Source organism: Streptomyces lancefieldiae (assembly GCF_031845825.1).
Lineage (GTDB): Bacteria > Actinomycetota > Actinomycetes > Streptomycetales > Streptomycetaceae > Streptomyces > Streptomyces lancefieldiae.
In genome coordinates, this window is the sequence record NZ_JAVRFH010000045.1 from 14680 (window position 1) to 39376 (window position 24697).

The 24697-nt window shown below is 71.9% G+C and carries 22 protein-coding genes; 13 read left to right on the forward strand and 9 right to left on the reverse strand.

Annotated elements, in window-relative coordinates; all coding sequences use genetic code 11:
• Window positions 1-80 precede the first annotated feature (80 nt).
• From RM812_RS31585 to RM812_RS31630, 10 genes are all read left to right on the forward strand, one after another.
• Window positions 81-1031 carry a Rossmann-like and DUF2520 domain-containing protein gene (locus RM812_RS31585; protein WP_311580227.1) on the forward strand — a complete coding sequence of 317 codons (951 nt, stop codon included), beginning with the start codon at window positions 81-83 and terminating at the stop codon, window positions 1029-1031.
• Window positions 1028-2029: a pantoate--beta-alanine ligase gene (panC, locus tag RM812_RS31590; RefSeq protein WP_311580231.1), complete on the forward strand. Its 1002-nt coding sequence runs from the start codon at window positions 1028-1030 to the stop codon at window positions 2027-2029. The genes RM812_RS31585 and panC overlap by 4 nt, the downstream gene beginning before the upstream one ends.
• A complete protein-coding gene (locus tag RM812_RS31595; protein ID WP_311580234.1) occupies window positions 2026-3759 on the forward strand; it encodes an L-aspartate oxidase in 1734 nt (577 codons plus the stop codon). Before panC ends, RM812_RS31595 begins: the two co-directional genes overlap by 4 nt.
• 5 nt (window positions 3760-3764) lie before the next feature.
• Window positions 3765-4745 carry a carboxylating nicotinate-nucleotide diphosphorylase gene (gene nadC / locus RM812_RS31600; RefSeq protein WP_311580348.1) on the forward strand — a complete coding sequence of 327 codons (981 nt, stop codon included), beginning with the start codon at window positions 3765-3767 and terminating at the stop codon, window positions 4743-4745.
• Window positions 4746-4750: 5 nt separating this feature from the next.
• Window positions 4751-5548: a type III pantothenate kinase gene (locus RM812_RS31605; protein ID WP_217144674.1), complete on the forward strand. Its 798-nt coding sequence runs from the start codon at window positions 4751-4753 to the stop codon at window positions 5546-5548.
• 441 nt (window positions 5549-5989) lie between these two features.
• On the forward strand, window positions 5990-6595 hold the full coding sequence (locus RM812_RS31610) for a hypothetical protein (protein ID WP_311580239.1): 606 nt from the start codon (window positions 5990-5992) through the stop codon (window positions 6593-6595).
• A 23-nt stretch (window positions 6596-6618) separates the two neighbouring features.
• Complete coding sequence (locus tag RM812_RS31615) at window positions 6619-6798, forward strand: hypothetical protein (RefSeq protein ID WP_311580242.1); 180 nt, start codon at window positions 6619-6621, stop codon at window positions 6796-6798.
• 152 nt (window positions 6799-6950) lie between these two features.
• Window positions 6951-7349: a BlaI/MecI/CopY family transcriptional regulator gene (locus RM812_RS31620; RefSeq protein ID WP_394816542.1), complete on the forward strand. Its 399-nt coding sequence runs from the start codon at window positions 6951-6953 to the stop codon at window positions 7347-7349.
• A 9-nt stretch (window positions 7350-7358) separates the two neighbouring features.
• Window positions 7359-7868, forward strand: coding sequence for an amino-acid N-acetyltransferase (locus tag RM812_RS31625; protein WP_311580248.1), 510 nt, complete (start codon window positions 7359-7361; stop codon window positions 7866-7868).
• A gap of 276 nt (window positions 7869-8144) precedes the next feature.
• Window positions 8145-8480 (forward strand): histone-like nucleoid-structuring protein Lsr2, encoded by a 336-nt coding sequence (locus tag RM812_RS31630; RefSeq protein WP_311580252.1) that lies wholly within the window; start codon window positions 8145-8147, stop codon window positions 8478-8480.
• Window positions 8481-8519: 39 nt separating this feature from the next.
• Here RM812_RS31630 and RM812_RS31635 read toward each other — a convergent pair whose 3' ends face one another.
• Window positions 8520-9161, reverse strand: coding sequence for an SCO3374 family protein (locus RM812_RS31635; protein ID WP_311580256.1), 642 nt, complete (start codon window positions 9159-9161; stop codon window positions 8520-8522).
• A gap of 430 nt (window positions 9162-9591) precedes the next feature.
• Between RM812_RS31635 and RM812_RS31640 the strand changes: the two genes are divergently transcribed.
• A complete protein-coding gene (locus tag RM812_RS31640) occupies window positions 9592-12117 on the forward strand; it encodes an ATP-dependent Clp protease ATP-binding subunit (RefSeq protein WP_311580259.1) in 2526 nt (841 codons plus the stop codon).
• A 73-nt stretch (window positions 12118-12190) separates the two neighbouring features.
• Here RM812_RS31640 and RM812_RS31645 read toward each other — a convergent pair whose 3' ends face one another.
• Together RM812_RS31645 and RM812_RS31650 are read right to left on the reverse strand one after the other, a co-directional pair.
• The gene (locus RM812_RS31645) at window positions 12191-15241 is read right to left on the reverse strand and encodes an NACHT domain-containing protein (protein ID WP_311580262.1); all 3051 of its coding nucleotides are present in this window, start codon (window positions 15239-15241) and stop codon (window positions 12191-12193) included.
• A 43-nt stretch (window positions 15242-15284) separates the two neighbouring features.
• Complete coding sequence (locus RM812_RS31650) at window positions 15285-15959, reverse strand: HAD family acid phosphatase (RefSeq protein WP_311580265.1); 675 nt, start codon at window positions 15957-15959, stop codon at window positions 15285-15287.
• Between the two features lie 548 nt (window positions 15960-16507).
• On the opposite strand from RM812_RS31650, the gene RM812_RS31655 reads away from it, so the two are divergent.
• Window positions 16508-17164, forward strand: a complete 657-nt coding sequence (locus tag RM812_RS31655) for a M23 family metallopeptidase (protein ID WP_311580268.1) — start codon at window positions 16508-16510, stop codon at window positions 17162-17164.
• Window positions 17165-17173: 9 nt separating this feature from the next.
• Here RM812_RS31655 and RM812_RS31660 read toward each other — a convergent pair whose 3' ends face one another.
• Window positions 17174-17773 (reverse strand): TetR/AcrR family transcriptional regulator, encoded by a 600-nt coding sequence (locus RM812_RS31660; protein ID WP_311580351.1) that lies wholly within the window; start codon window positions 17771-17773, stop codon window positions 17174-17176.
• A 134-nt stretch (window positions 17774-17907) separates the two neighbouring features.
• Here RM812_RS31660 and RM812_RS31665 point away from each other — a divergent pair, with 134 nt between their 5' ends.
• A complete protein-coding gene (locus RM812_RS31665) occupies window positions 17908-19506 on the forward strand; it encodes an MDR family MFS transporter (RefSeq protein ID WP_311580272.1) in 1599 nt (532 codons plus the stop codon).
• Window positions 19507-19820: 314 nt separating this feature from the next.
• Here the strand turns inward: RM812_RS31665 and cseC are convergent, their stop codons facing one another.
• The 5 genes from cseC to RM812_RS31690 all read right to left on the reverse strand — a co-directional run bounded on the left by cseC (window position 19821) and on the right by RM812_RS31690 (window position 24653).
• Entirely contained in the window at window positions 19821-21248 is a 1428-nt protein-coding gene (gene cseC, locus RM812_RS31670; RefSeq protein WP_311580275.1) for a two-component system sensor histidine kinase CseC, read from the reverse strand.
• Between the two features lie 16 nt (window positions 21249-21264).
• Window positions 21265-21969 (reverse strand): two-component system response regulator CseB, encoded by a 705-nt coding sequence (gene cseB / locus RM812_RS31675; protein ID WP_311580279.1) that lies wholly within the window; start codon window positions 21967-21969, stop codon window positions 21265-21267.
• A gap of 128 nt (window positions 21970-22097) precedes the next feature.
• A complete protein-coding gene (locus RM812_RS31680) occupies window positions 22098-22757 on the reverse strand; it encodes a hypothetical protein (protein ID WP_311580282.1) in 660 nt (219 codons plus the stop codon).
• Window positions 22745-23284 (reverse strand): SigE family RNA polymerase sigma factor, encoded by a 540-nt coding sequence (locus RM812_RS31685; RefSeq protein ID WP_311580285.1) that lies wholly within the window; start codon window positions 23282-23284, stop codon window positions 22745-22747. The genes RM812_RS31680 and RM812_RS31685 overlap by 13 nt, the downstream gene beginning before the upstream one ends.
• Window positions 23285-23588: 304 nt before the next feature.
• Window positions 23589-24653: an HhH-GPD family protein gene (locus RM812_RS31690; RefSeq protein WP_311580289.1), complete on the reverse strand. Its 1065-nt coding sequence runs from the start codon at window positions 24651-24653 to the stop codon at window positions 23589-23591.
• Window positions 24654-24697: the final 44 nt, after the last annotated feature.

A 24697-nucleotide genomic window follows, 5' to 3' on the forward strand; every position in this document is an offset into this window, starting at 1 on the left:
GCCCCCCGGACCGATCGCGTTAACATGACGAGAAATCGTCCGGTACCCCGAGCGGACTGGAACGGGAAGGCCGCAGTCGCGTGAACACAAGCCCACAGCCAGACCCCAAGGACCGCCCCGCGCGGCTCACCGTAGGCGTCGTCGGCGCCGGACGCGTGGGCCCCGCGCTGGCCGCGTCCCTCCGGCTCGCCGGGCACCGCCCGGTGGCCGCCTCCGGGGTCTCCGACGCCTCCAGGCGGCGCGCAGCGGCGCTCCTGCCCGATGTGCCGCTCCTGCCGCCCGCCGAGGTCCTCCAGCGCGCCGAGCTGGTGCTGCTGACCGTCCCGGACGACGCCCTGCCCGACCTGGTGACCGGGCTCGCCGAGACCGGCGCGGTGCGACCGGGCCAGCTGCTCGTGCACACCTCCGGCAGGTACGGCGCGAAGGTCCTGGACCCCGCGCTGCGGGCCGGCGCCCTGCCGCTCGCCCTGCACCCGGCGATGACCTTCACCGGCACCCCCGTGGACGTCCAGCGCCTGGCCGGCTGCTCCTTCGGCGTCACCGCGCCCGAGGAGCTGCGGCTGGCCGCCGAGGCCCTGGTCATCGAGATGGGCGGCGAGCCGGAGTGGATCGCCGAGGACAAGCGCCCGCTGTACCACGCGGCGCTCGCCCTCGGCGCCAACCACCTGGTCACCCTGGTCGCCCAGTCCATGGAGCTGCTGCGCGGCGCCGGTGTCGGGGCCCCCGACCGGATGCTCGGCCCCCTGCTGGGCGCCGCCCTCGACAACGCCCTGCGCTCCGGCGACGCGGCCCTCACCGGCCCCGTCGCGCGCGGCGACGCGGGCACGGTCGCCGCGCACATCGCGGAGCTGCGCGACCACGCCCCGCAGGCCGTGGCCGGCTACCTGGTGATGGCGCGCGCCACCGCCGACCGGGCGCTGGCCCACGGCCTCCTCAAGCCCGAACTCGCCGAGGACCTCCTCGGGGTACTCGCCGACGCCACCGGCGGAACCACCGGCACCGCAACCGGCTCCGAGGGAGACGCCCGATGACCACCGCCCCGCCCACCCTGCTGCGCACCGCCGGCGAACTGCACGCACGCGTGCGTCACGGCCGCCGGGCCGTCGTGATGACCATGGGCGCCCTGCACGACGGCCACGCCACCCTGATCCGCACCGCGCGCCGGATCGCCGGCCCGGACGGCGAGGTCGTGGTCACCGTCTTCGTCAACCCGCTGCAGTTCGGCGCGGGCGAGGACCTTGACCGCTACCCCCGCACCCTGGACGCCGACCTGGCGATCGCCGGGCAGGCGGGCGCGGACGCCGTCTTCGCCCCTGCCGTCGACGAGGTCTACCCGGGCGGCGAGCCCCAGGTCCGCGTCACCGCGGGCCCCATGGGCGAACGCCTGGAGGGCGCGTCCCGCCCCGGCCACTTCGACGGCATGCTCACCGTCGTCGCCAAACTGCTCCACCTCACCCGCCCGGACCTCGCCCTCTACGGCCAGAAGGACGCCCAGCAGCTCGCCCTGATCCGCCGCATGGTCCGCGACCTGAACTTCGGCGTGGAGATCGTCGGCGTCCCCACCGTGCGCGAGGAGGACGGCCTGGCCCTGTCCAGCCGCAACCGCTACCTGTCGCCCCGGGAGCGTCGCACGGCCCTCGCGCTCTCCCAGGCGCTGTTCGCGGGACTGGACCGGCACGCCGCCCAGGAGGCGCTGCGCGCGCGGGCCCGCGAAGTGCCCGCCACGCACGCGCGCGCCGAGGCGCTCAACGCCCTGGGCGAGTCCCGCGCGGCGGCCGACGCCCACGCCGTCTCGCACGCGGTCCCGGGCGGCCCCGACGCCGTCCGGGCCGCCGCCGGCCTGGTCCTGGACGACGCCGCCCGCCTCGACCCGCCGCTGGACCTGGACTACCTCGCCCTGGTCGACCCGTCCGACTTCACCGAGGTCGGCGACGACCACACCGGCGAGGCCGTCCTCGCCGTCGCAGCCCGGGTCGGCGCGACCCGGCTGATCGACAACGTCCCCCTCGTCTTCGGAGCCGCCTCGTGACCAGCACAGGCATACGACTGCACGCCCCCGCGCCCGGCTGGGCCATCGCCGCGGACGTGGTGGTCGTCGGCTCCGGCGTCGCCGGCCTCACCGCCGCCCTGCGCTGCGAGGCGGCCGGCCTGACGACGGTCGTGGTCACCAAGGCCCGCCTCGACGACGGCTCCACCCGCTGGGCGCAGGGCGGCATCGCCGCGGCCCTCGGCGAGGGCGACACCCCCCAGCAGCACCTGGACGACACCCTGGTCGCCGGCGCGGGTCTGTGCGACGAGGACGCGGTGCGCATCCTGGTCACCGAGGGCCCCGACGCCGTACGCCGCCTCATCGCCACCGGCGCGCACTTCGACGAGTCCGCCGAGGGCGCCCTGGAACTCACCCGTGAGGGCGGCCACCACCGCCGCCGCATCGCCCACGCCGGTGGCGACGCCACGGGGGCGGAGATCTCCCGGGCCCTGGTGGAGGCGGTACGCGCGCGGGGGATCCGCACGATCGAGAACGCCCTCGTCCTGGACCTCCTCACCGACGCCGACGGCCGCACCGCGGGCGTCACCCTGCACGTCATGGGCGAGGGCCAGCACGACGGCGTCGGCGCGGTCCACGCCCCCGCCGTGGTCCTGGCGACCGGTGGCATGGGCCAGGTCTTCTCGGCGACGACGAACCCGTCCGTCTCCACGGGCGACGGCGTCGCGCTCGCCCTGCGCGCGGGCGCCGAGGTGAGCGACCTCGAGTTCGTCCAGTTCCACCCCACGGTGCTCTTCCTGGGCGCGGACGCCGAGGGCCAGCAGCCCCTGGTCTCGGAGGCGGTACGCGGCGAGGGCGCCCACCTGGTGGACGCGGACGGCGTGCGCTTCATGCAGGGACAGCACGAGCTGGCCGAACTGGCCCCCCGGGACATCGTCGCCAAGGGCATCACGCGCCGCATGCAGGAGCGCGACGCCGAGCACATGTACCTGGACGCGCGCCACTTCGGGGCGGCCATGTGGGAGCACCGCTTCCCCACGATCCTCGCCGCCTGCCGCGCGCACGGCATCGACCCGGTCACCGAGCCCGTCCCGGTCGCCCCGGCCGCCCACTACGCCTCCGGCGGCGTCCGCACCGACGCCCACGGCCGTACGACGGTCCCGGGCCTGTACGCGTGCGGCGAGGTCGCCTGCACGGGCGTGCACGGTGCCAACCGGCTGGCCTCCAACTCCCTCCTGGAGGGCCTGGTCTACGCGGAGCGCATCGCCACCGACATCGCGGCGAGCCACGCCGACGGCACCCTCCACGCGCGCGTGCCCGCACCCCTCCCGCACCGAGAACACCCGGAGCACCCCCTCCTCCCGCCCGAGGCCCGCCTCACGATCCAGCGGATCATGACCGAGGGCGCCGGTGTCCTGCGCTCGGCGGACTCCCTCACGCGGGCGGCCGACCAGCTGCACCACCTCCACGCCGAGGCCCGCGAGGCCCTGCACGAGAACGGCAAGACGTCCGAGCCGGGCGTCGACACCTGGGAGGCCACCAACCTCCTGTGCGTGGCCCGGGTCCTGGTGGCCGCGGCGGCACAGCGCGAGGAGACCCGCGGCTGCCACTGGCGCGAGGACCGGCCGGACCGCGACGACACCACCTGGCGCCGCCACATCGTCGTACGCCTGAACCCGGACCGCTCCCTCGCCGTGCACACCACGAACACGCCAGAATTCCCCCCGACCACCCACAGCGACCAGCCGACGCAGCGTCCCCAGGAGCAGTGACAGCAGTGAACACCCCCGACCTTCCCCTCGCCTCCGCCGGAGGCTGCGGCGACGGCTGCGCCTGCGGCGCGGAAAACGACGAAGAGACCTACATGGAGTGCGGCCTCGACCCCGCGCTCGCGGCCCTCCTGCTCGACTCCGGACTCGACCCGGTGGAGGTCGAGGACATCGCGAACGTGGCCATCCAGGAGGACCTGGCGGGCGGCGTGGACGTCACGACGGTCGCGACCATCCCCGAGGACGCCGTGGCCACCGCCGACTTCACCGCGCGGGAGGCGGGCGTGGTGGCGGGCCTCAGGGTCGCCGAGGCGGTGATGTCGGTCGTCTGCACGGACGAGTTCGAGGTGGAACGCCACGTCGAGGACGGCGACCGCGTGGAAGCCGGCCAGAAGCTCCTCTCCGTCACCACCCGCACCCGCGACATCCTGACCGCGGAACGCAGCGCCCTGAACCTCCTGTGCCGCATGTCGGGCATCGCGACGGCCACGCGCGCGTGGGCGGACGTCCTGGACGGCACGAAGGCCCGGGTCCGCGACACCCGCAAGACCACTCCCGGCCTGCGCGGCCTGGAGAAGTTCGCGGTCCGCTGCGGCGGCGGCGTCAACCACCGCATGTCCCTGTCGGACGCGGCCCTGGTCAAGGACAACCACGTGGTGGCCGCCGGTGGCGTGGCAGCGGCCTTCCAGGCCGTCCGCGAGCGCTTCCCCGACGTCCCCATCGAGGTCGAGGTCGACACCCTGCACCAGCTCCGCGAGGTCGTGGACGCGGGTGCGGACCTGATCCTGTTGGACAACTTCACGCCGGGCGAGTGCGAGGAGGCGGTCGCCCTGGTCGCCGGCCGAGCCGCCCTGGAGGCGTCCGGCCGGCTCACCCTCGACAACGCCAAGGCGTACGCGGCCACGGGCGTCGACTACCTGGCCGTGGGCGCCCTCACCCACAGCTCCCCCATCCTGGACATCGGCCTGGACCTGCGAGCGGCGGAGTAGACCCCATGCTGCTGACGATCGACGTAGGCAACACACACACCGTCCTGGGCCTGTTCGACGGCGAGGACATCGTCGAGCACTGGCGCATCTCCACGGACGCGCGCCGCACGGCCGACGAGCTCGCGGTCCTCCTCCAGGGACTGATGGGCATGCACCCGCTCCTCGGCGACGAGCTGGGCGACGGCATCGACGGCATCGCCATCTGCGCGACGGTCCCCTCGGTCCTGCACGAACTCCGCGAGGTCACCCGCCGCTACTACGGCGACGTCCCCGCGGTCCTGGTCGAACCGGGCGTCAAGACCGGCGTCCCCATCCTCACCGACCACCCCAAGGAGGTCGGCGCCGACCGCATCATCAACGCGGTCGCCGCCGTCGAGCTCTACGGCGGTCCGGCGATCGTCGTGGACTTCGGCACGGCGACGACGTTCGACGCGGTCAGCGCGCGCGGGGAGTACGTCGGCGGGGTCATCGCCCCCGGCATCGAGATCTCGGTCGAGGCGCTCGGCGTCAAGGGCGCCCAGCTCCGCAAGATCGAGGTGGCCCGGCCGCGCAGCGTGATCGGCAAGAACACGGTGGAGGCGATGCAGTCCGGCATCGTGTACGGCTTCGCCGGCCAGGTCGACGGGGTCGTCAACCGCATGTCCCGCGAACTGGCCGACGATCCGGACGACGTCACGGTCATCGCCACGGGCGGGCTCGCGCCGATGGTCCTGGGCGAGTCGTCGGTCATCGACGAACACGAGCCGTGGCTGACGCTGATGGGGCTGCGCCTGGTGTACGAGCGAAACGTGTCCCGCATGTAGGAGGCCTGGCGCCCGGCGTGGGTGTGGGGCGGGGGCGGGTGCCGCGGCCCGGCGCTGCGGGGTGCCTCCCCCACTCTCGGCTTCGCTCGAGCGGGGGGACCCCCATGAGCGGGGGGACCCCCACCGCCCACCCGTGCCGCTCTGGGGGCACCTCCCAGGCCGTTCAGGCACTGGGGGAGGCACGACTGCCCGCAGCTACGCGGAACCGGCTGTCCGCAGCTAGGCAGCCACGGCGGGAGAGCCGGGTACGGCGGGAAGGGGGCGGGGCGGGGGGGGGGGGCCCCCCCCCCCCCCCCCCCCCCCCACCACCCCACCCCACGTGCACCCCGCACCCCACCCAACCCGTCACAGGCCGCCGCAGGCACCCGCATCCGGGTGGCACCCCACGCCACACCCACCCGTTATGCCGAGTTTGTCTGATTAAGCGCGTATCGTCGCCGCATGCCCACGCCCTACGGACCCCGCGGCGGCATGGCGTTCGGCGCTCAGGAGCTGCGTGTGCTCCGGCGCGCCCTCGCCCTCGCCCTGAACCCCAGCCCCGTCTCGGCCGAGGAGGCCCAGGACTGCCTCCACCTCGCGGAGTCGCTCGACGAGGCGATGCGGGAGAGCGCCCGGCTGCGCGCCTTCCTGGTGGCCGACCTCGCCCGGTACCGCGCCGCCCTCCCCGGCACCGCCACCGGCTACCTCGCGCTCCTGGACGAGGCGCTGGGCGCCGGACACCGCCCGGACGCGGACGACCTCGCCGCCCTCGGAGCCCTGCGCGGCAACCCCGCCGCGGCCGCCCTGCTGGCCCGCTGCGGGCCCACGCCCCCCACGCGGTCCGCGACGGCCAGGGTCGTGCTCCCCGCCGCCCGCACCCACCTCCTCGCCCTCCCCGGCGGGCAGCAGGCCGACAAGAAGCCCCCCCAGAAGCCCGCCCAGAAACCGGCCCCCCACCCCGCCCCGGCCGCCCCCAAGCGCCCCGTCCCCACCCCGGGCGAGGTCATCCCCCGCCGCAACCCGGCCCCGCCCGTCCCCGGCTCCCGGCACCACCTCGCGGCCGGCTGACCCGGCCTGGCTACCCTGGATCCATGGACTACGTCTCCGCGCTCCTGCCCCCGGCCGTGATGGCCGTGTTCTTCATCGGCGTGATCAGGGTGATCGTGAAGACCCAGGGCGGCGCCAACAAGGCCAAGGAGGACGCGGCCGTCGACGCCGCCCTCGCGCGAGCGGAGGCCGCCCACCGGCCGTCCGCACACCCCGAGGCCTGACCGAGCCCCCCCGCCGCCGGCACCCGCGTACGACTCCACGCGCCCATCGCAAGGAGTCGTACGCCCCTTTTGTGCCCGTTTGCCACCAAAAGCGCACGTCCGGCACGCGATCGCCGGGATCTCCCACTATCGTTCGGAGAGTGCCTCGCCCATTGGGAGAACTCGAAGACGCGGTCATGACGAGGGTGTGGAAGTGGAACCGCCCGGTGACCGTTCGAGAAGTCCTGGAAGATCTCCAACAGGAACGCTCGATCGCCTACACCACGGTGATGACCGTTTTGGACAATCTCCATCAGAAGGGCTGGGTGCGCCGCGAGTCCGAAGGCCGTGCCTATCGATATGAGGCGGTCTCCACCCGCGCCGCCTACGCCGCCGCGCTGATGAACGACGCCTGGTCCCAGAGCGACAACCCCACCGCGGCCCTCATCGCCTTCTTCGGCATGATGAGCGAGGAACAGCGCCAGGCGCTGGGAGACGCCATCCGCATCATGCGGGGACCGGAAACCCCCGCGCCCAACCCCGGCTCGGTACCGGACGTGGGCGAGCGATAGCGTCCCCACATGTCAAAAGCCATCACCGTCCGACGGGCCCGCACCAGCGATGTCCCGGACGTACGCCGGCTCCTCGACACGTACGTCCGTGACCGCATCCTGCTCGACAAAGCGATGGTGACGCTTTACGAGAGCATCCAGGAGTTCTGGGTCGCGGAACGGGACGACAACGCCGAGGTGGTCGGCTGCGGCGCCCTGCACGTGATGTGGGAAGACCTCGCGGAAGTACGCACTCTCGCCGTGAAGCCCGGCCTGAAGGGCGTCGGCGTCGGACACCGGCTGCTGGAGAAGTTGCTGGACACGGCGCGCTGGCTCGGTGTTCGCCGGGTTTTCTGTCTGACCTTCGAAGTGGACTTCTTCGGCAAGCACGGCTTCGTGGAGATCGGGGAGACGCCCGTCGACACCGACGTCTACGCGGAGCTGCTGCGTTCCTATGACGAGGGCGTAGCGGAGTTCCTGGGTCTCGAACGAGTGAAACCGAACACCTTGGGCAACAGCCGGATGCTTCTGCATCTGTGATCGCCGGCCCCGGCGGACATCCGCAACCCTTCGCCAGGTTTATTCGACCGTCGGGCACCGGGGACCACCGACTGGACCCCACATGGGTTCCCTATGTCCGAAACGCGTATCTTTCCGGTCCGAGGGCGGCTACCGGCCTCTGCCGGGGGTTTGTGTTTTTCCGGCAAAAGCGGTTTGCTTTCCGGCGTACTGCAGTACTGCATATAACAAGGGGACGGCGATACGGCGGACGCCGGCGGACCTCCGGCCCTCAAGTTATCGATGAAAGGAAATCCGGTGGCACAGAAGGTTCAGGTCCTTCTTGTCGATGACCTCGACGGCGGCGAGGCGGACGAGACCGTGACGTTCGCGCTGGACGGCAAGACGTACGAGATTGATCTCACCACCGCCAATGCGGACAAGCTCCGTGGCCTTCTCGAGCCTTACGTGAAGGGCGGTCGTCGTACCGGGGGCCGTGCTTCGGGCGGACGCGGCAAGGTGCGCGCCTCCTCCGGCGGCAGCCAGGACACCGCGGCGATCCGTGCCTGGGCGAAGGAGAACGGCTACGAGGTCAACGACCGCGGCCGTGTTCCCGCCATCATTCGAGAGGCGTACGAGAAGGCCAACGGCTGATCACCCGGCCCGCGCCGCACAGTCCGTCCCGAGCGCCCCTCAGCGCGTCGCCCGGGAGAGCCGGACCCGGTGGCACTGCGTCGCCAGTGCGCGGACCAGCCCTGCGAGATCGAGGGCGGTGCCAGTTCCCCCCAGGGCCGACAGCGTCGGCAGCGAGGCCTCTGCCTCGCACCCCGGCTCCGGGGGCCGCAGCCATACGGCGGCCCCCTGCGAGCCGTCGCGGCCCGGGGTCCGCGGCGGCAGGCCGGCGGGGTCGGTGCCGGGTACCAGGGGCGCTCGCATGAGGCCGCCCGCGCCGACCGCCGTCAGGTCGAGCTCCAGCGAACCCCACTCCAGCCACTCCAGCAGCCCGGGCAGCTCGTCCGCGCCGCCCGCCGCCACGAGCAGCAGCATCCGCTCGCCCCGTACGGCCACCGGGAAGCGGGGTCCCTCGCAAGCCGGGCCGGGGCGCCCGAGCCGCCGCAGGGCCGCGTGGCCGGCCTCGGCCGGGACGTCCAGGACGTCGAAGCGGTCGCCCACGCGCAGCCGTACCGGAGCTCCGGGTGCGGTCGGCCAGCCGAGCACGCTCTCGTACCACCACCGCATCCGCTCCTGTCCCCCCGCGCCGCCCGCCGTGAGCGGCCGACGGGGGAGCGGCACGGCGGGAACCGCGGGGGACGCCGAGGGCGAGGTGCCGATCATGCCAAGTGCAACAGCCCGAGGAACACCGGAGTTACGCTGTGTGTTGGTGTGAATGCACAGAGTGCCGAAAAAGGGGGCGTGCAGGGGTGTGGGGTGGCGCAAGGTTGTTCGCCCGTAGCGGAGGGAACCGGTGCGCGCGGCATGGAGTGTCAGTCCCTGCGGGTAAGACATCCCTAGTGGGAGGGGGCGATACGCAAAATGGGCCGTCTCACGTTCGCCATCGGCGTACTGGTGAGTGGGGTAAGTGCCTGGCCTGCGGGAACATCGTCTCGCACCATCGGGTTGTGGCAGATGTCGGCGTCAGGGGTCAGGAGGCCATCGACGGTGTCGGCAGTTGGAATGAGCGGTCCCCGCTTGCGGGACTAAGCTGCGGAAGGACAGGGAGGGGAAGTTCCCCTTACTGCCTGACCGCTCTGAGGAGCGATTAACGATGTTCGAGAGGTTCACCGACCGCGCGCGGCGGGTTGTCGTCCTGGCTCAGGAAGAAGCCCGGATGCTCAACCACAACTACATCGGCACCGAGCACATCCTCCTGGGCCTGATCCACGAGGGTGAGGGTGTCGCCGCCAAGGCCCTTGAGAGCCTCGGGATTTCGCTCGAGGCGGTCCGTCAGCAGGTGGAGGAGATCATCGGGCAGGGCCAGCAGGCCCCGTCGGGTCACATCCCCTTCACCCCCCGTGCCAAGAAGGTCCTGGAGCTCTCGCTCCGCGAGGCGCTTCAGCTGGGCCACAACTACATCGGCACGGAGCACATCCTGCTCGGCCTGATCCGTGAGGGCGAGGGCGTCGCCGCCCAGGTCCTGGTCAAGCTGGGCGCAGATCTCAACCGGGTGCGGCAGCAGGTCATCCAGCTGCTCTCCGGTTACCAGGGCAAGGAGACCGCCACCGCCGGCGGCCCTGCCGAGGGCACCCCCTCGACGTCCCTGGTCCTCGACCAGTTCGGCCGGAACCTCACCCAGGCCGCTCGTGAGTCCAAGCTCGACCCGGTCATCGGGCGCGAGAAGGAGATCGAGCGGGTCATGCAGGTGCTGTCCCGCCGCACCAAGAACAACCCGGTCCTGATCGGTGAGCCCGGTGTCGGCAAGACCGCCGTCGTCGAGGGCCTCGCGCAGGCCATCGTCAAGGGCGAGGTGCCCGAGACCCTCAAGGACAAGCACCTCTACACCCTGGACCTCGGCGCGCTGGTCGCCGGCTCCCGCTACCGCGGTGACTTCGAGGAGCGCCTGAAGAAGGTGCTCAAGGAGATCCGCACCCGCGGCGACATCATCCTGTTCATCGACGAGCTGCACACGCTGGTCGGTGCGGGTGCCGCCGAGGGCGCCATCGACGCCGCGAGCATCCTCAAGCCGATGCTGGCCCGTGGTGAGCTGCAGACCATCGGTGCGACCACGCTGGACGAGTACCGCAAGCACCTGGAGAAGGACGCGGCCCTCGAGCGCCGCTTCCAGCCGATCCAGGTCGCGGAGCCGTCGCTGCCGCACACGATCGAGATCCTCAAGGGTCTGCGGGACCGCTACGAGGCGCACCACCGTGTCTCCATCACGGACGAGGCGCTCGTCCAGGCGGCCACGCTCGCCGACCGCTACATCTCGGACCGCTTCCTGCCGGACAAGGCGATCGACCTGATCGACGAGGCCGGTTCCCGGATGCGTATCCGCCGGATGACCGCGCCGCCGGACCTGCGCGAGTTCGACGAGAAGATCGCCGGCGTCCGCCGCGACAAGGAGTCCGCGATCGACTCGCAGGACTTCGAGAAGGCCGCCTCCCTCCGCGACAAGGAGAAGCAGCTCCTGGCCGCCAAGGCCAAGCGGGAGAAGGAGTGGAAGGCCGGCGACATGGACGTCGTCGCCGAGGTCGACGGCGAGCTGATCGCCGAGGTCCTCGCCACGGCGACCGGCATCCCGGTCTTCAAGCTCACGGAGGAGGAGTCGTCCCGCCTGCTGCGCATGGAGGACGAGCTCCACAAGCGGGTCATCGGCCAGGTCGACGCCGTCAAGGCGCTGTCCAAGGCGATCCGCCGTACCCGTGCCGGTCTGAAGGACCCGAAGCGTCCGGGTGGCTCGTTCATCTTCGCCGGTCCGTCCGGTGTCGGTAAGACCGAGCTGTCCAAGGCGCTCGCGGAGTTCCTCTTCGGTGACGAGGACGCGCTGATCTCCCTCGACATGTCGGAGTTCAGCGAGAAGCACACGGTCTCCCGCCTCTTCGGTTCGCCCCCCGGTTACGTGGGCTACGAGGAAGGCGGCCAGCTGACGGAGAAGGTGCGCCGCAAGCCGTTCTCGGTCGTCCTCTTCGACGAGGTCGAGAAGGCCCACCCGGACATCTTCAACTCGCTGCTGCAGATCCTGGAGGACGGTCGCCTGACCGACTCCCAGGGCCGGGTCGTGGACTTCAAGAACACGGTCATCATCATGACGACCAACCTCGGCACCCGGGACATCTCCAAGGGCTTCAACCTCGGCTTCGCCGCCGCGGGCGACACGAAGACCAACTACGAGCGCATGAAGAACAAGGTCCAGGACGAGCTCAAGCAGCACTTCCGGCCCGAGTTCCTCAACCGCGTCGACGATGTGGTCGTCTTCCCGCAGCTCAGCCAGGAGGACATCCTGCGGATCGTCGACCTGATGATCAACAAGGTCGACGAGCGGCTCAAGGACCGGGACATGGGCATCGAGCTCTCCCAGTCCGCCAAGGAGCTGCTGTCCAAGAAGGGCTACGACCCGGTGCTGGGCGCGCGTCCGCTGCGTCGCACCATCCAGCGCGAGATCGAGGACACGCTGTCGGAGAAGATCCTCTTCGGCGAGCTGCGTCCCGGTCACATCGTGGTCGTGGACACCGAGGGCGAGGGCGACGCCAAGACCTTCACCTTCCGGGGTGAGGAGAAGTCGGCGCTCCCCGACGTCCCGCCGATCGAGCAGGCGGCCGGCGGTGCCGGGCCGAACCTGAGCAAGGAGGCGTAACCCTCCGGGGCGAGCCCGGAAAGGGGCTGCTCCGGGACTTCGGTCCCGGAGCAGCCCCTTTCCTCTTGCCGCGTCAGCGTTCGTTCAGGACCACATCGGCGCCGGGGAAGAGGGCGGCGAAGGGGGTGGTGTCGAAGCGGGCGCCGGGAGCCGTCTCCACGACGAGTCTGCGGACACCGGGCAGGCGGCCGCGGAGGGCCGAGACGTCCTCGTCCCCCTCGAAGGCGGCGAGGCGCAGCTCGATGACGCCGGGCAGCACAGGCATCGGGCCGAGACGGTGAGGGAAGAGCGACGCGCTCAGATACAGGCCGGTGAGCTCGGGCAGTCGACCGATCTCCGTCCAGTCCTCCGCTTCGAGCGGCGCGGTGAGCGCCAGGCTGAGCACCTTCAGGGTGCTCCAGTGGGACAGCCCGCGCAGGCCGCCGTGCTCCGTGGTGCCACGGCCCAGGAAGAGGTACTCCAGAGGCGCGGACGCCGGGAGCACCCGCGCCACCCGGGTACCGGGCAGGCTCTGCGTCAACGACAGCAGCCGGAGTGAGTTCAGCTCGCGGAGGCCGGTGACATCGCCGACCCGCGCGGTCACGAGCTCCCGGAGCGGGAGCCCCGCGAGCTGCTCGAATCCGCGTGCCGACGGGCAGTCGATCAGCACCAGGCGCCGCAGGGCGCGGAACGTCCACAGCGCCCCCAGGTCGACCGGCGCGCTGTTGTGGAGGAGCCGCAGTACCTCGACGACGTCGGGCTCCGTCACGGCGGCGGTGCTGTCGCCGAGCCGGTGATCACCCCGGAACTCCAGTCGGCTCCACGACCGCATACCGGCGACGGTCCTGCGCTGGGCCTCCGTGCCGCACGTCAGCGTCAGCTCCGTACGGTCCAGGTGGTCCAGCACCTCCGTCGCGTACTCCCGCGCTTCGAACCGGTCCCACGTCCCCACGAGCTGCCGCCGCACATCGAGAGCCGCGTGCTCCCGGAACCGGCGCAGTACGGCCAGGGCACCGCCCGGTTCGCGTTCGGCCAGCAGTGAGGCCGCGACGGTGACGCCGTGGGCCTCCGCGTCCGTCAGCCCCTCCGGCCCCGGCAGCAGCTCCAGCACCAGCGGCCCGGCCGCCGCCAACGCCTTCGCGTCCTCCTTCGACCGCGGTGGGATCAGCGCCGCCGCCCGCGCCTCCACCTCCGTCCGTACCGCCGGGTCCAGGGCGGTCGCGTGCTCCAGGCAGGCCAGGGCGAGCAGGGTCAGCCGGGTGGTGTCCTCCGCCAGCAGCCGCCGCAGCAGGACCGCCCGCTCCCCGGGCCGGGCGTGGGCCACCGCCATGCGGATCACGTCCTCCCACTGCGTGTCGTCCGCGCGGCCCGCGATGACGTCGAGATGGCCCTCCTCGACCGCGTACCGGGCACCCAGGTAGTCCTGGAAGGTGCGGTGGACGAAGTGCAGCACTCCCTCGGCGGGCTGCCGCAGCAGCCCGCTGCGCAGGACCAGCGCCCGCAGGACCGTCGCCGCGTCGCCCTGTCCCGCCGCCGAGGCGACCGACGGCAGCGAGCGCTCCACGATCCCTTCGGCCGTGGCCACGTCCATCTCCGTACGCCCGCTCAGCACCAGCGCGTACGCCAGCCGCTGGAGCAGCTCCAGTTGGGCCTCCTCGCCCAGCTCCACCCCGTCGTCCACCGCGCCCATCCCCCGCTCGCGGTCCCGGCGCGCGAGCAGCATCGTGAGTGCGGCGTCGTACAACTCCTTGCGGCCCGTGGGGAGATAGCCGCGACGCTCGCGGTGCAGGGCGCAGATCAGGCCGCACAGCAGCGGGTTGGTGGCGAGGCGGGCCAGGTCGCGCTTGGTGCGCAGGGCGTCCAGCAGCTTCGCCTCGTACTCAGGGGCCTGCGCCGCCGTGTGCCAGCGCCGCACGAAGGTGGTGACGTCGGCCTGGCCCATGGGGGTCAGGGCCAGTTCCCGGAAGCCCTCGGTGGCCAGCCAGTCGGGGCGTACGGCGGTGGGTCGGGAGGTGAGCAGCCAGCGGTTGCCGGGGAAGGCGCGGACCAGGGCGAGCAGCCAGTCGCGGGTGCGGTGCCGCTCGGCGGCGGGGATCTCGTCCAGGCCGTCGACGAGGAGCAGGCCCCGGCCGGCCGTGAGGACGCGTTCGGCCCAGCCGTCGGGTGGCGTCAGCGGGCAGCCGACAGCGCTGAGGAAGGCGGCGGGGGAGGGAACGGCCCCCGTGCGGATCAGCGTGCGCAGCGGGAGGACGTACGGGACCCGGTCGCCGTCCCGGGCCGCGGTCACCGCCAGCCACTGCACGAGGGTCGTCTTGCCGGAGCCCGCGTCGCCGCGCAGCAGCACGCGGTCGTGGGTGAGGAGGGCGTCCTCGGCGGGGAGGCGGACGGTGCGCTCCGGTTCGGCGTACTCCCCCGGGAGCGCGGCGCGTTCCTCGCCCGTGGTCGCCTCCAGCGTCAGATAGACGACTTCGAGGGGCCAGCGGTCGGGGGAGTCGCGCAGGTCGATGCCGTAGATGGTGAGGTGGTTGTGCCGCTCGGCCACATAGGGCAGGTACCGGCGTTCGAACGCCGTGTCCCGGGCGTCCGGCCGGGGTGTGCGCGTGATCAGTTCGTCGACCTTCGCGATGAGTTCGGCCTGGCCGCGGGTCTGGGTCACCAGGGTCCGGGCGACGAAGGTGGAGCGCCGGGTGAAGAACTCCAGGATGTGCAGGCAGGCCCACTCCGTCACCGAGTCGAGGAGGTGGCAGGCGTCGGCGGACAGGCCCCCGGTGGCCGAGGGCGCCCGGACCCGCAACTGCTTGGCCAGCTCCTGGTGGCCCAGCCGGACCGCCTGGACGTCGTCCATGTCCAGCTCCCCGAGGGCGAGCAGACGGGACGTCAGGGCGGCGGTGACGGCGTCCGCCTCATCGGGCGGGAAGGGCGGCTCGCCGGGGGAGTCCAGGGACGCCCCGACCAGCCGCCCGGCGAGCTTGCGCACCTCCGCCTCGCCGAGGTGGCGCTGCTCGCCCCTGAACGACACCAGCTGCGTCAGCCGGACCGGCCGGTCGACCAGCCCGGCGCCCGGTCCGCCCGTCACGAACAGCTTCTTCACCAGCGGGGCGACCAGGCTGGACGCCAACTTCCCGCCGAGTACCGCCGGTTCCATGCGCCACCCCCGTGGTCGATCGACGGGGGGAGCCTATCGAGCGTCAGGACAGTTGGCCGTCGTAGTCCGGCAGCTTGAAGGTCTTCTCGGCGTGGCCGCCCGACAGGTCGGTGGGGCTGTTGCCGATGTTGGCGATGATCGTGTAGCCCTTCGCCTCGATGCCGGCGCGCTGAGCGGTCTTGTACTCGGCGACGTCCCGGAACAGGTCGAGGAAGCCGCGCACGTACAGGCCGGAGGACTCGTAGCCGGCGTGGGCGAGGTTCCACTCGGTGGGCGCCTTGATGACGCCCGGGCGGGCGGTCACGAAGAACAGGGCGACGCCGTGCTCCTGGGCGTACTCGGCGATCTCCAGGACCGGCCGGTTGGCGGGCTGGGGGTAGCTGAAGCCGAAGTCGGTCTCCAGGGCGGTGTTGTCGATGTCGAGGACGATCACCTGCTTCTCGCCGGGCCGGGCGTCGGCGATCCGCTCCTTCAGGTACGGCAGCGCCTGGTCCATCACGGCCCGGCAGTCCTTCTGCCAGGTCTCGCGGTCGACGTCCGCCGCAGCGGACGTCGCCACCGTGGCGTGCGGCGTCCCGGCCGGGGCGGCGACGGCCGGCGTGATCGTCGCGGTGAGCGCCGCCGCGGTGACGGCGGCCGTGCCGGCGGCACGCTTCCAGGTACGCCGGGCCTGTCCCGTCCGGTCGGTCTGCTCGGCCTGTCCGGTCTGTCCGGTCATGGGGGATGGGGTCCTCTCATGCCTGCGCGGATGCCTGACGGCATCAGGTTGTCGCGTGCATGCTCACCGGAACAGGTGGCGGGGAGGCGACGGCCGGGTTACCGGTCGGTAGTCGGGTGGAGCACGCCCGTTCGCTGTGGCGTGGGCCACGGTTCGGGCGCAGGTGAACCGCCCTGTGCGGGGGTCGGACCGGCCGCGAGGGGAGTAGCCCCCGTCACATTCACCGGCCCTTCGGCCGGGGCCGCCGGTGACGTGCCGCACAGGGGATCCGGCCCCTACTAGAAGGAATAGTGGAAGCCGCAAGAACTACGAAAGCGGACACATCGGACCCCGGTGTCGGCCGATTTCCGGGGCTCTGAGCTGGTTTTGTCCAGAATGGGAGCTCTGTCAGGGGTCATGAAGTTGCGCAGGTATGTACTAAATATCGTCGTAGGTCACACCTTTGTGCGGTTCGGGGTCTTCGGGTTACCAAGGTGGAGCCCGCCCGGTGAGCGCCTCGGCGTCACGCCGGAGGGGCATCCCTCTGTTCCCGTCCCCATGAGGTTCGAATGTTCTCGCGTGTCACGTCCCGTTCTTCCCGTACGACCATCCGCACTCGCGCCGCGGTGATGGCCGCAGGCATCGGAGCCTCGGTCGCACTGGGAGCCGGGGTCGCGGCCGCCACGGGTACCACGGCGGCTTCCACCACCTCCACCGTCGCGAGCGCCGTCGAGGCCCAGGCCGCGGCGCAGGCCAAGGCGGCGAAGGCTGTCACCGCCAAGCAGACGGCCACCAAGAAGAAGGCCGCCTCCTGGGTGGACCCGGTGAAGAACTACACGCTCAGCGCCAGCTTCGCCCAGAACGGCGGCATGTGGGCGCACAAGCACAGCGGCCAGGACTTCGCGGTGCCGATCGGCACCAACGTCGTCGCCGCGCACGGCGGCACCGTCGTCAAGGCCGGCGGCAACGGCGCCGGTGACGGCCCCGCCTACGGCAACGCGATCGTCATCAAGCACGGCAACGGCACGTACTCCCAGTACGCGCACCTGTCCCAGATCAACGTGAAGATCGGCCAGATCGTGCAGACCGGCCAGTCCATCGCCAAGTCCGGCAACACCGGTAACTCGAGCGGGCCGCACCTGCACTTCGAGATCCGCACGACCCCGAACTACGGTTCGGCCGTCGACCCGGTCGCCTTCCTGCGCTCCAACGGCGTGACCGTCTAAGGATCCGGGCTACGCGCCCGCGGTGCCCCGGTGTGCCTGGGTCACCAGATCGGTGGCGACCTCGAGAACGGCAGCACGCTGTTCCTCGGGGTCGCCTTCGAGGTCCCGCAGCACGAACATCCCGGCGTGCAGCGTGAAGAGCGCACTCACACAGCGGACCTGGTCGACCAGGTCCGCTTCCGGGTCGATGAGGGTGTCGCGCAGGCCGAGCATGCGGGTCTTGAACATCTCTCCGATGCGCAGGTCCCGCACCGTCGCCTGGTTCTCCTGCATGAAGCGGAACAGGGGCGCCGCGCCCGCCAGCGCCTCGCTGTAACGGCGGATGATCTCCTGCTTCGTCTCCAGGGTGTGCGGCTGCTCGCGCCCCCACGCGATCAGGTCCTCCATCGGTCGCGAGAGATCCGCGAAGATGCTGACCAGGATCTCTTCCTTGGTCTTGAAGTGGTAGTAGAGCGCGGCCTTGGTGACGTCCAGGCGCTCGGCGATCTCGCGCAGCGAGGTCTTCTCGTACCCCTGCTCGGCGAAGAGTTCGAGCGCCACGTCCTGGATGCGCTGGCGGGTGTCCCCGCGGCGTCGCTGCTGCTTGGTGCCGTCCATCGTGCCGCCCATCTTCCTACGCACCTCCTGCTCCGCGCACTTTCCGAAAAACTTACTTGACGACCGGCTAGTTACGCGTCTACCTTCCCGAGTGTAGTCAACTTGCCGGTCGGCAAGTAAGCACGGAAGCTGGGGGAGTGGAAGCCATGGCGGACGAACCGGTGGCAGGGGTCGTCGACACCGGCGGGGCCAAGCAGCCGAAGAGCGTGCGGGTGGTCCTGCTCGCACTCATGATCGCGATGATGCTCGCGATGCTCGACAACATGATCATCGGCACGGCGATGCCGACGATCGTCGGCGAGCTGGGCGGCCTGGAACACCTCTCCTGGGTGGTCACCGCCTACACCCTCGCGACCGCTGCCTCCACCCCGTTGTGGGGCAAGCTCGGCGACATGTACGGGCGCAAGGGCTCGTTCATGACGTCGATCGTGATCTTCCTGGTCGGCTCCGCGCTCAGCGGCATGGCCCAGGACATGGGCCAGCTCATCGGTTTCCGCGCCGTCCAGGGCCTGGGCGCCGGCGGTCTGATGGTCGGCGTCATGGCGATCATCGGCGACCTGATACCGCCCAGGGAGCGCGGCAAGTACCAGGGCATGATGGCCGGCGTCATGGCGCTGGCGATGATCGGCGGTCCGCTGGTCGGCGGCACCATCACCGACCACTGGGGCTGGCGCTGGTCCTTCTACATCAACCTGCCGCTCGGCGCGGTCGCGCTGGTGGCCATCAGCGCCGTACTGCACCTGCCGAAGAAGCGCAGCCAGGCGCGGATCGACTATCTGGGCGCCGCGCTGCTCACGGTCGGCATCACCGCCGTCGTGCTCGTCACCACCTGGGGCGGCACCGAGTACGCCTGGACCTCCGCGCGGATCATGGAGCTGATCGGCATCGGCGTCGCCGCGCTGGTCGGGTTCGTGTTCTGGCAGACCAGGGCCGCCGAACCGATCGTGCCGCTGCACATCTTCCGCAGCCGCAACTTCACGCTGATGTCCGTCATCGGCTTCATCACCGGCTTCGTGATGTTCGGCGCCACCCTCTTCCTGCCGCTGTACCAGCAGTCGGTGCAGGGCGCGTCCGCCACCAACTCCGGGCTGCTGCTCCTGCCGATGCTGGGCGCGATGCTCGTCACGTCGATGGTCGCGGGGCGGGTCACCACCAACACCGGCCGCTACAAGATCTTCCCGGTGGCGGGCGGGGCGCTGATGGTCGTCGGCCTGTACCTGCTGTCGCTGATGGACACCGACACCAGCCGTTTCACCTCCGGGGTGTACATGGCCGTCGTGGGTCTCGGCATGGGCTGCCTGATGCAGATCACCATGCTGGTGGCGCAGAACAGCGTGGAGATGAAGGACATGGGCGTCGCGTCCTCGTCCACCACCCTCTTCCGCACCCTCGGCTCCTCCTTCGGCGTCGCGATCATGGGCGCCCTGTTCAACCACCGCGTCCAGGACGTCATGGCCGAGCAGGCCGGGGCGGTGGGCGCCAAGGTGACCGAGCAGTCGGCGCAGCTCGACGCGGCAAGCCTGGCCAAGCTGCCGGAGGCGGCGCGCGAGGCCTACCAGCACGCGGTGTCCTCCGGCACCCACGGGGCGTTCCTGCTGGGTGCCGTGGTGGCGCTGGTCGCGCTCGTCGCGGCGGTCTTCGTGAAGGAGGTCCCGCTGAAGGGGGCGGGACCGAAGGCGGCGGACGCCCCGGTCGACGGCGACGACGCGGCGACGGCGAAGGCGCCGGTGACCGAGGCGGTCTGACGCCTGCCTCGCCCACAGGGCCTCCGCGTGGTCTCGGCCACCCGGGGGCCTTCGTCGTACGCTCGCTGCGGCGCGGCACACGGCGGGACGAGAGGCCGGTCACGGACGAGCCGACGACGGAGCCGCTGTGCCGGCGCACTCGAACCACACCGTCTCGCCCCGCCCGTCCGCGTACGGCGTGACGCCCCACCGGTGGGCCACCGCCGCGACGATCACGAGCCCGCGCCCGCGCCCGCCCTCGCCCTCGCCCAGCGTGTCGGCAACTGCCGGAACCGGCGCCTCAGGCTACGGGCGGGTGGGCGCCGAGCCGGATGTCACCGTTTCCGGGACGTCTCCGGTGAAGCCTCCCGGGACGGCGACGCCCCGCCGCTCGCCCGGTCCGGCAGCATCGGGTGGCTCCCGGTGTTCGTCGGCGCGTGCTCCGGCAGCCACAGCACGGCGACCGCGCCCTCGGCCGGCACGTGCGCGGGTGCTCCGGCGGGCCGGACGTTGCGGAAGGTGAGGCGGGCTCCCAGCACCCGGGCCTGGCCGGCCGCGATGGTCAGGCCGAGCCCGTGCCCCCGCCCGGCCCGGTCCGTGCTGCCCGTGCGGAAGCGGCTCGGACCGTCGGCGAGCAGGGCCTCGGGGAAGCCGGTGCCGTGGTCGCGGACCCGGATCACCCGGCCCTCGACGCTCACCTCGATGGGCGACCGTCCGTGCCGGGCGGCGTTGGCGAGCAGGTTGAACAGCACGCGTTCCAGGCGGCGCGGGTCGGTGGTGACCTCCGACTCGTGGATCACCCGCACCTCCACGGTCGGGTCCTTGGCCGCCACCCTCCGGGTCACGAAGTCACCCAGCATGATGTCCTGCAGCTCGGCCCGCTCCGAGGCCCCGTCCAGCCGGGCCACCTCCAGGACGTCCTCCACCAGCGTGCGCATGGCCTTCGCCCGGTCCAGCACCAGCTCGGTGGGCCGGCCCGGCGGCAGCAGCTCGGCGGCCGTGAGCAGGCCGGTCACCGGGGTGCGCAGCTCGTGCGCGATGTCCGCGGTGACCCGGCGCTCGGCCTCCAGCCGCTGCTGCAACGCGTCCGCCATCGCGTCGACGGCGCTCGCGAGGTCGTCGGTCTCGTCCCGGACGACTCCGCCGATGGCGTCCCGTACGCGGACGTCCGGCTCGCCCCTGGCCACCTCGTTCGCGGCGGTGGCGGCCTTGCGCAGCCGGCGCGACAACTGGCCGCCGATCAGCACGCCGAGCGCGCTGCCGCCGAGGACGACCGCGATGGAGCCGATGACCAGGGCCTGGTCGAGGTCCTTGAGGATGTCGGCACTGCGGTCGGTGAACCCGGAGTGCAGTGACATCACGTGCCCGTCCTTGAGCGGCACGGCCGCCCAGATGTCCGTCACTCCGTTCGACCGCTCGGCCACGTACGTCGCCCGCCGCCCGGCCTCCATCTTCCGGCGCAGCTCCGCCGGCAGCCCCGGATCGTCGATCTGGGCGTTCGGGAAGTTCAGCCGCCCCGACAGCTCGTAGTTGCGCTGGGCGATCACGACCCGGTCGTCCGCGAGGTCGCGGGCGTTGTCCAGCATCGACACCCGGGCCGCGTTGTGCACGACCAGGCTGAGCGCGACCGCGACCAGCGCGCCGACCAGCGCGATGGCCGCGCTGAGCTTCCACCTCAGACCCGTACGGATGCCCGTGCGCCGCAGTGGCGTGGTGGTGAGGCGTCGCAGCGTTTCCCGCGCGGCTCTGCAGAACCCCCGCATATCCCTGTGTCCCCGCTCAGGCCTTCAACTTGTAGCCGAAGCCGCGGACCGTCTCGATCCGGTCCTGGCCGATCTTGGTGCGCAGCCGCTGCACATGGACGTCGACGACCCGGGTGTCACCGCCCCAGCCGTAGTCCCACACGCGCTCCAGGAGCTTGTCGCGCGAGAGCACCGTGCCCGGCGCGGAGGAGAACTCCAGGAGCAGCCGCATCTCGGTCGGGGTGAGCGCCACCGGCCGCCCGGCCCGACGCACCTCCATGCCCTCGGTGTCGACCTCCAGCTCGCCGAAGGTCAGCACCCCGCCGTGGTCCGCGTCGAGCCCCGCGTCCGCCCGGTCGCCGCCGCCCGCGTGGCCGAAGCGGCGCAGCACCGCGCGGATACGGGCGACCAGTACGGCCCCGTCGAAGGGCTTGGTGACGTAGTCGTCGGCGCCGGCCTCCAGGCCCAGGACGACGTCGATGGAATCCGCCCGCGCCGACAGCATGATCACCGGCACGGTGGACTCGTCCCGGATCCTGCGGCACAGGCTGACGCCGTCGAGGCCGGGGACCATGACGTCGAGGAGCGCGATGTCGGGGCGGTCGGTCCGGAACGCCTCCAGGCCCGACAACCCGTCGGGCATCGCGGTGACCACGAAGCCGACCCGCTCCAGGGCGAGCTGCGTGGCCTCGCGGATGACGTCGTCGTCCTCGACGAACAGGACGTGGGTCTGTTCTGCCATCCCGGTGCTCTCAGTCCTCGTGTGCGGTCACTCGTCAGACGCGCGGATCGCGCGCCGCGTTCATTTCCCCCGTCGCGTCTCCGTCGCTCCTCCATCGGTGCGGACGGCCCGATCGGTTCACGCGCGCGTCAGCCCTCCGGAACCGGCGTCGGCGCGGTCCCGACCGAGTTGCTGTAGTCGTTGTGGGTGCGGAACGCCTCGGTGAACCGGTCGGAGGACCAGCGGTACGTGATCACGTTGTCGCTGGACGGACTCGACACCGGGTCGCCCTTCTCGTAGACCTGGTTGGTCACCACCAGGTCGCCGCGGTCGATCTCCGCGTAGACCGGAGGCTCCTCGGCCTTGAACACATTCTGGTACGCGCCGCCCTTCTCGCGGTACACGTAACTGCCCACACCCACGGCGTCACTGCACGTCAGTACGTTGACGACCACGTCCTCGGCGGAACCTCCGGTCAGCTCCCCGTACGACACGTCGACGGGATACTCGTCCCCGACGCACGGCTTCAGCTCGCGCTTGACCTCCGCGGAGACCTTGGGGTCCGCTTTGACGAGCCGCACCGCGTCCACGCGGTCGGGGACCTTCGACGGGGACGCCACGGGCGAGGAGGAGGCGGCGCCGCCCACCGCGTCCGCGTGGGCCGGCCCCTCGTCACGGGCTCCGGTGCCGCCGGCGCCACAGCCGGAGAGGGAAACGCCGAGGGCGACGAACACGGCCACCGCCGTACTCGTCGCCTGCACGTTCTTCCCGGGGTCCCCGGGTGTCCGACCGCCGGTCAGGCCGCGCAACGCTCCCGCTCCTCACGCTCCAGCGCCCGTGCGTCCAGATCGCGGGCGACCAGCTCCTCGCGGAGCCGGGCGAGCGCCCGGTGCAGCGTGCTCTTGACCGTTCCGGCCGACATGCCGAGGGCGGCGGCCGTCTCCTCCGTTGACATCTGCTCCCAGTGTCGCAGCACCACGACGCTGCGCTGCTTCGGGGCGAGCACCTTCATGACGTCCATCAGCAGGGCGCGGTCGGCGTGCTGCTCGGTGGCGTCGTCCACGCAGGACTCCGGGAGCTGCTCGGTCGGCACCTCCTCCAGCTTCCGCGCCCGCCACCACTCGGTCCGCGTGTTGATCATCACCCGGCGCAGGTAGGCGTCCGCCAGCCGCTTGTCCTCGATGGTCTCCCAGCGGCCGTACGTCCGCGCCAGCGCGGTCTGCAGCAGGTCCTGGGCGTCGACGGGGTCCGGGACCAGGCGTCGGGCGCTGCGCAGCAGCGCGTCCTGCCGGGTGCGGACGTACTCCTCGAACTCGAGCACCTCGCCCTGCGCCATGGTCAACCGCCTTCCGATCCCCGTCGGCCCACTGCCTGTGGTCCGTAGTCGTCCTGTGCCTGCGGGGCACGTGAACGAAGGTAGGGAAGCGTTGTCACGGCGCTGTGCGAAGCAGCCTGCGGCAAGCATTCGGCTGTCCGTCGGTTGTGTAACGGAGGCGGCAACGGGCTGAACCGCTGGGTGACTTGAAGACGGTAAGGGGTGATTTGTCCGGCGGAGGCGGCCGTGCCGGACGATGTCACTGTGACGGAAGCCGTCACGGGGGCACCCCGCCGCTGTGCTCCGCCTGCACTCCGGCTGTGGGTCAGCTCAGTGGCAGCCGGTACAGCCCGTCCGCCAGCGGCTCCACCAGACCGTCGGCGACGAGTCCGTCCAGGGCGCGGGCGCGCTGCACCGGCTCGTGCCACACCTGGTCCAGGGCCGCCTGCGGCACCGGCCCGTGCGACTCCCGCAGCACGGCGAGCAGCCGGCCGCGCACCTGCCGGTCGGTACCCGCGTACGTCTGGCCGCGGCGCGGCGGCCCGTCGTGCGCGGGCTTGCCGGCCAGCCGCCAGGCGCACTGGCCGGCGATCGGGCAGCGGTGGCACGACTCGTTCTTCGCCGTGCAGACGAGTGCGCCCAGCTCCATGGAGGCGGCGGCCCAACGGGCCGCACTCGCGTCGTCCTGCGGCAGCAGGGCGCGCGCCAGCTTCCGTTCGGCGGCGGTGGTGGCGTTGGGCGGGTACTGCACGCCGGTGACCGCGCGGGCGAAGACCCGGCGGACGTTGGTGTCCAGCACGGGGTGCCGCTGGCCGTAGGCGAAGGAGGCGACCGCGGCGGCCGTGTACTCGCCGATGCCGGGCAGCGCCAGCAGCTGGGCGTGGTCCGCCGGTACGTCGCCACCGTGCCGTTCCGTTATGGCCGCGGCGGCGCCGTGCAGGCGCAGGGCGCGGCGCGGGTAGCCGAGCCGGCCCCAGGCACGGACGGCCTCGCCGGGCGCCTGGGCGGCGAGGTCGGCGGGGCGCGGCCAGCGGGCCAGCCACTGTTCGTACACGGGCAGGACGCGGCTCACCGGCGTCTGCTGGAGCATGAACTCACTGACCATCACGCCCCATGCGCCGGCCTCCGGACGCCGCCACGGCAGATCGCGGGCGTGCTCGTCGAACCAGTCGATGACGGGGGCGTGCAGCGACGCACCGGACACGGCCCGTTCGCCGGCCGGAGGGACGAGGGACACCCGGTCGGTGCCGGTGGTGCCGGTGGTGCCGGTGGTGCCGGTGGTGCCGGTGGTGCCGGTGGCGGCGGTCGCCCGGTCGGTGGCGGGCGGGATCGCGGAGACGGCGGCGGGGTCGGAGGGGCCGTTGTGCGAGGGCTTAGTGGGCGCAGTCATGACCCTCCGATCCTGCCACGGGAGGACCACCGCACGGGCGCACC